At 70.0% G+C, this 5,311-nt stretch carries 5 protein-coding genes; all 5 read right to left on the bottom strand.

The annotated features are described in order from the left end of the window. Positions 1-133: 133 nt before the first annotated feature. From WBA11_RS11690 to WBA11_RS11670, 5 genes are read right to left on the bottom strand one after another with little or no spacing between them, the layout of a single operon-like run. Positions 134-970, bottom strand: a complete 837-nt coding sequence (locus WBA11_RS11690) for a hypothetical protein (protein ID WP_424520862.1) — start codon at positions 968-970, stop codon at positions 134-136. Continuing rightward, positions 967-1,725, bottom strand: coding sequence for a hypothetical protein (locus WBA11_RS11685; protein ID WP_424520861.1), 759 nt, complete (start codon positions 1,723-1,725; stop codon positions 967-969). Before WBA11_RS11685 ends, WBA11_RS11690 begins: the two co-directional genes overlap by 4 nt. Positions 1,726-1,732: 7 nt before the next feature. Further along, positions 1,733-3,961 (bottom strand): DUF5916 domain-containing protein, encoded by a 2,229-nt coding sequence (locus tag WBA11_RS11680; RefSeq protein ID WP_424520860.1) that lies wholly within the window; start codon positions 3,959-3,961, stop codon positions 1,733-1,735. 34 nt (positions 3,962-3,995) lie between these two features. Further along, positions 3,996-4,871 carry an alpha/beta hydrolase gene (locus WBA11_RS11675; RefSeq protein WP_424520859.1) on the bottom strand — a complete coding sequence of 292 codons (876 nt, stop codon included), beginning with the start codon at positions 4,869-4,871 and terminating at the stop codon, positions 3,996-3,998. A 26-nt stretch (positions 4,872-4,897) separates the two neighbouring features. Beyond that, positions 4,898-5,263 carry a hypothetical protein gene (locus WBA11_RS11670; RefSeq protein WP_424520858.1) on the bottom strand — a complete coding sequence of 122 codons (366 nt, stop codon included), beginning with the start codon at positions 5,261-5,263 and terminating at the stop codon, positions 4,898-4,900. Between the last annotated feature and the right edge of the window lie 48 nt (positions 5,264-5,311).

The raw sequence follows: 5,311 nt of genomic DNA, 5'->3' as shown, positions 1-5,311 counted from the left end.
ATGGCGACCTCGAGGGCGACCACGAACCAGTCCTGCCGCCGGATGGCCCCCGCCAGACGGGCGAAGAACAGGCGCCGCCGCGGGCTGGCGCTCGGTGCGGGTGGGGCGGGCGGGATTGGCACGGGGTCGTCACTCATCGGGTGACCTCGGCCTCGACCTGCTCCTTGAGTGCTTCGGTTGCCGCCTCCACGGCTTGGCGGTTCCCGACGGTCGCGAGCCGGCTCTGGAGGATCCGATTGATGACGGTCTGCGCCTCTCGGTCTTGCAGAAGGTCGTCCACATCGAGGGCGAACGGGTCGCGCCGAGGGCCGATGACGCCGGGCCACAACGGGTGGTTGGCCAACGACGAGTCCCGCGTGAGGTACCAGTCGAGGTGCTGAGCATAGCCCGTCCGGGTCATCATGGTGTTGATCGACCGGCGCCACTCGGTGTAGTGGAGCGCTTGGTCGTCGATGAGCTGGTGGCTCCGCGTGACGTAGGCCGTGATGGCCGCTCGGAGAGAATCGTCGCGGATCAGGCTGAGGTCGCCGCTCGAAATCAGCGCTTCCGCGGTCCCCAGAAGCGGCGTCACGATCTCCATCCCCACCGATCGGACGTGCCAGTCTATGACGGAGTCTGCCGGTGGAGTCTCCGGCAGGTAGAACATCCGAATCGAGTTTGAGGACGCCCGGTCGCCACGGGCGTTCAGTGAGTCGGCCTCGTCGGCCAGCCGCAGTGTCTCGTGGAGGTCGGCGTGGAGCTGGCGGAGGTATGTCTGCTCTTTGGCCGCGTCGCTCCGTGCCTGCCCCAAGGCCGTGACCTGGAAGCCAATCACCACGCCGACGATCACGATGACCACTTCGAGTGCGACGGCGAACCAGTTCTGCTCACGGAGGGCCTGGGAGAGCCGCGCGAGGATCGTCCCGCTCCGCCTCGGCGTCGGGTCAGCCGGTGCGGAGGCCGAGGGGGGCGGGGTGGGCGTGTCGGTCATGCGTCGAGGTCGGCGTCGATGAGCGAAATCGCGCGTTCGGCGGCGGCGATCAAAGGGTCGATGCTGACGCTGAGCGCGCCCGCGAACCCCGCCCACTCCGTCAGGGCCGCGTGGATGTCGGGGTGAGCCACGATAGCCTCCACCGCGGCTCCGGCCACCTCCGGGTCGACGCCCGCCGGGCAGTCGTCGAGGTAGACCTCCTCGCCGTCGGTCAGCTCAAAGCAGTGCGTCCAGTACGGCGTGTGGGCGGCCAGCGGAATCAGCCCGCGGACGAGGGATCGGTACTCGGGCGGACGCGCCAGAGGCACACTCAATTGGTCGGCCTGGCGGTGGTAGTCCTCGATGGCGTCGACGAGGGCCCGGTCGCGGGGCCACCCGTTGCGGCGCATCTCGTCGTACGTCGAGCGGCTGACGGGCACCTGCTGCCACTGCGAGGCGTGGAAAAAGTCGACGACGACCGGCCAGCACTCCTCGCCGCACGCGGCGCCCGCGTCTAGAAACGCGAGGGCCTCCCGGCCGGACCGGCCGACCTGGTCGTACGCGTTCCGCTTGATGGTCAGCTGGCGGACGGACTCGGCGAGCTCGGCGCGGAGCTCGCCCAGCAGCAGGCGCTCCCTCGCGTCCTCCGCTCGCGAGGTGTTCCAGTTTGAGACCTGGATGCCGATGAACACGCCCACGACGACGATCACGAAGTCGATCGCGATGGCGGTCCAGTTCTGCTCCCGGACGTGCTGGGTGATGCGGCGGAGGATCATGGCGTGTTCAGAGCGCGAACGTCGTCGTGTACTTCGCCACGATCGCCCGCTGGCTCGTGAGCGGCCGGCCGGTCGAGGGCCGGAGCGCGTCCGTGTCGAAGCCCCAGTTCACCACGAGGTAGAGGTCGTTCCCCTCGCGCGGGTTGTAGCGCATGCGGACGTTGGCCAGCCCCGCGCTGGCGGCGCTGTTGAGCTGGAAGAAGGACGCCAGCGACCACCGCGTGTCGAGCGCTGCCCGCACCCGGAGCCGCCCCACGTGCGACGTGAACGTCTGGTCGCGGTCCGGGAAGCCGATCCGGTTGACCTCGTAGCCGCCGCCCAACGTGAGGTGCTTCGAGACCACCCACGTCGGCGAGACGCCCGCGGTGGCCCGCCAGCCGTCGTAGAAGGCGCCGCCGCCTGCCGAGACGCTCGTCCTCAGAGGCCGTCCGCCAGGGGTCTCGTAGCTAACATCCGCCGAGGCGAAGGTGTACGCGCCGGGCAGTACGTCCGCGTCGTCCGACAGCGAGAAGCCATCCCTCAGGTCGTCGTACGTCACGTCCACGCTCGCGAAGAGCGACGCCGCGGACGTGAACACGCCCTCCCACGACGCCGACGACTCGACCGTCTCGACCGAGCCATCTGCGTTGCGCACGAACGTCTCGCCGATCAGGCGGACCCGGTGCCGGGCGAGCGACGAGCCCGGTCGCGGTCCCCACCCGTGCCACACAATCGCGCCGCCGGCGGCGAAGTCGTCGCGGCGCTCGAACCCGAGGTCCGGGCGGTAGGTCCGGCCAGCCCGCTCGACCTTGGCAGCGTAGCCGAGGCCGGTGTACTCCCGGCTCTCGACGGACGCCAGAAAGCGCGCGCTGTCGAAGAGCCCCGCGCCCTCGACGGCGTCGTCGAACGTCTGCGCCCACCGGAGCTCGGCAAACGCGTCGTCGCCCAGTCGGATGTCGCCGTCCAAGCCGACGGCGACGTTGTACGTCCCGTCCGCCCCGAGCCGGCTGGTGAGCATCCCGCCCACCGTCGACTGGCTGTTGATGGCCGGCCGCCGCAGCCGGAGCACCCCGACGTTCTCGGTCGGGAGAACATCGGTCGGCTCCAGGCCGGTCGTCCGGCGCGCCGTCTGGAGGTCGATCACGCCCACGTCCCACCCGCCGACGCGCCCCACCAGCCGCCCACCGCCCAGCAGGCGGACCGCCTCGCCGCCGTTGAGGCCCACCTGCCGACTGTAGAACAGCCGGTCGTTGCCGCCGAAATCGACGTCGAAGAGGTCGGCCCCCTCCAGGAAGAACTGCCGCTTCTCGGGGAAGAAGAGGTTGAACCGCGTGAGGTTGACCTGCTGGTCGTCGGCTTCGACCTGGGCGAAGTCCGTGTTGAGCGTCAGGTCGAGCGTCAAGGTCTCCGTCAGGCCCATCTTGACGTCGCCCCCGACCTCCGTCACCGGGTCGTCCGTGCGGACCACGCCGGCCCCGGCGTCGAGGTCGAACGACTGGCCCATCCCGCCGAGCGCATACGGCGTGACGTAGATCGGGCGACGCGCCCGGACGCCCTCGAACACGACTTTTTGAAACTGCGACGGCTTGTTGAAGCTCCAGAACCCCCAGTTGGGCTCGATGGCCGGGAAGATGTCCATCTCGTTCTTCTTGCCGAGGTAGCGCCACGCGCTCAAGCCCATCACCACGCGCCCGTCGACCGGCTGGAAGCGCAAACTCGAGAACGGGACCCGCATCTCGGCGAACCAGCCCTCGTCCGTAATCGTCGCCTCCGCATCCCAATAGGTGTTCCAAGTGTCGTCGTTGGCACCGGTGTCGCCCGCATAGGTAGCGTCGGTCCGAGAGCCGGTCGGCGTCGTGTGGAAGGCGACGCCGGTCGTGTTGTCGTTGTAGGTGTCGAGGCTGAGGTTGAGGTAGTCGGTCCCCAGCGTGCTGAGGTCGCGCTCGAAGGACGCGGCGAAGACGGCCTCGGGCGGGGCGTAGCACCGGCACGAGAGGTAGACGTACTCGTCGTCGTAGGCCAAGCGGATCTCGGTCGGCTCGGAGGGCGCCTCGCCGAACGACGGCCAGTGCGTCACGAGCGGGAGCGTCGGGATCGCGTCCCACGCCGCCTCATCGACGCGGCCGTCGAGGACGACCGGGCCCGCCAGCCGGGGCACGATGAACGGCTCGTCGTCTGCGGCCGGCCCGGTGCCGGCCATCGGCTGGGCCACAGCGACCACGGGCGCCAGCAGGGCGAGGAGGAGGAGTCGCGTCATAGGTCGTGGCGGTGAGGAGGGCGTGGCGGCGGGATCACTCCGAGCGACCGTAGAGCACGCGCAGGGTCCGAGACATCATCGCGGGGACCACCGAGGTGTGGGTCTCGTCAGCGAACACGACGGCGTCCATGGTCAGGCCGTCGTAGCCCCGGCTTCGCAACGCTTCCGCCAGCCTCTCCATCGGCGGCACCATCGAGCGCCCTTCCTCCGACCCTACGGACAGGAAGACGTGCGCCGGGAGCGCCGCGTGTGCCTCGGCGAACGCCACCTCCGTCGCGAACGTCTCGCCGTCGCTCCACCACAGCGAGGGGCTGTTGATGCCGACGCGCTGGAACAGTCCGGGGGCCTCGAAGAGCACGTAGGCCGCGAACAGCCCGCCCAGAGACTGCCCCGTGAGGCCCCGGTCGCCGGTGGTCCGGTAGGCCGAGTCGACGAGCGGGAGGATCTCCTCGCGGAGCACGCGGAGAAAGTCGGGGCCGCCCCCGGAGACGACGGTCTCCGGGTCCTGGCTGAACTGCACCGCGACGACCGAGTCGGTGGCCGCGTTCGCTGAGGGCGTGTAGTCCCGCCAGCGGTGCGAAAACCACGCGTCGAAGGTCTGCTCCCCGTTGCCAATGCCGACGAGAATGACCTCGTCCAGCCCGTCGTAAATGTCCTGGAACGCCCGCGCGGTGACCGCCGCGGGGAAGGTCCGGCGCCCGTCGAGGATGTAGAGGACGGGGTAGCGCGTGGTGTCGTCGGCGGCGTAGCCCTCGGGCGGGGCGATGTACAACCGGTACGGGTGGCCGTTGACCTCGGAGACGAGGTCAACCTGATGCGTCCCGTCGAGGGCGACCGGGGCCTCGGCGACCGGCTGCGCCGCGGTAAACACGGGCACCAGGAGAGCGAGGAGAGCGAGCGGTCGGGTCATGGAGGGTGTCGGGGAGAGTGCGGTGCTCATGGCGTGTCGCCGTCGAGCTGGCGGCGGTAGTAGCCGGCGTCGAAGCGGCCGATCAATTCGGCGATGCGGCCGCCGTCCCACGCCGTCCACGTCTCGAACCCGCCCATCCGGGCCGACCGGCCGGTGCCGCCGGGTCCGGTGTTCGTGCCAGTCAGCGTCCCGTGGTACTCGATGCCCTCGGGCCCCTCGCGGAGCGAGTCCAGCGCGATCATCATGTTGGGAAAGGCAACCATGAAGCCGCGGGCAGCCTCGGGAATGGCCTCTCGGCCGACCGACGGCTCGCCGCCGTTGATCGCGAGCCGGCCGCCCGCGCACCCGCCGAGGGCGAGCGCCAGCGCGGTGAGCAGGAGGAGACGGCGCATCGGGCTACCGGAGATCGCCCTCGTAGTGGAGGCGGCCGTGGGGCGGGT

It is taken from the genome of Rubrivirga sp., from assembly GCF_049648075.1.
Classification (GTDB): Bacteria; Bacteroidota; Rhodothermia; order Rhodothermales; family Rubricoccaceae; genus Rubrivirga.
Note: the sequence above shows the minus strand (reverse complement) of the source record. Positions and strands in the feature narration are given on the sequence as shown.

What these genes read in the sequence shown, in the direction of transcription:
- WBA11_RS11690 (WP_424520862.1), bottom strand. Translation starts at nt 970, where the DNA reads ATGACCGACACGCCCACCCCGCCCCCCTCGGCCTCCGCACCGGCTGAC.
- WBA11_RS11685 (WP_424520861.1), bottom strand. Translation starts at nt 1,725, where the DNA reads ATGATCCTCCGCCGCATCACCCAGCACGTCCGGGAGCAGAACTGGACC.
- WBA11_RS11680 (WP_424520860.1), bottom strand. Translation starts at nt 3,961, where the DNA reads ATGACGCGACTCCTCCTCCTCGCCCTGCTGGCGCCCGTGGTCGCTGTG.
- WBA11_RS11675 (WP_424520859.1), bottom strand. Translation starts at nt 4,871, where the DNA reads ATGACCCGACCGCTCGCTCTCCTCGCTCTCCTGGTGCCCGTGTTTACC.
- WBA11_RS11670 (WP_424520858.1), bottom strand. Translation starts at nt 5,263, where the DNA reads ATGCGCCGTCTCCTCCTGCTCACCGCGCTGGCGCTCGCCCTCGGCGGG.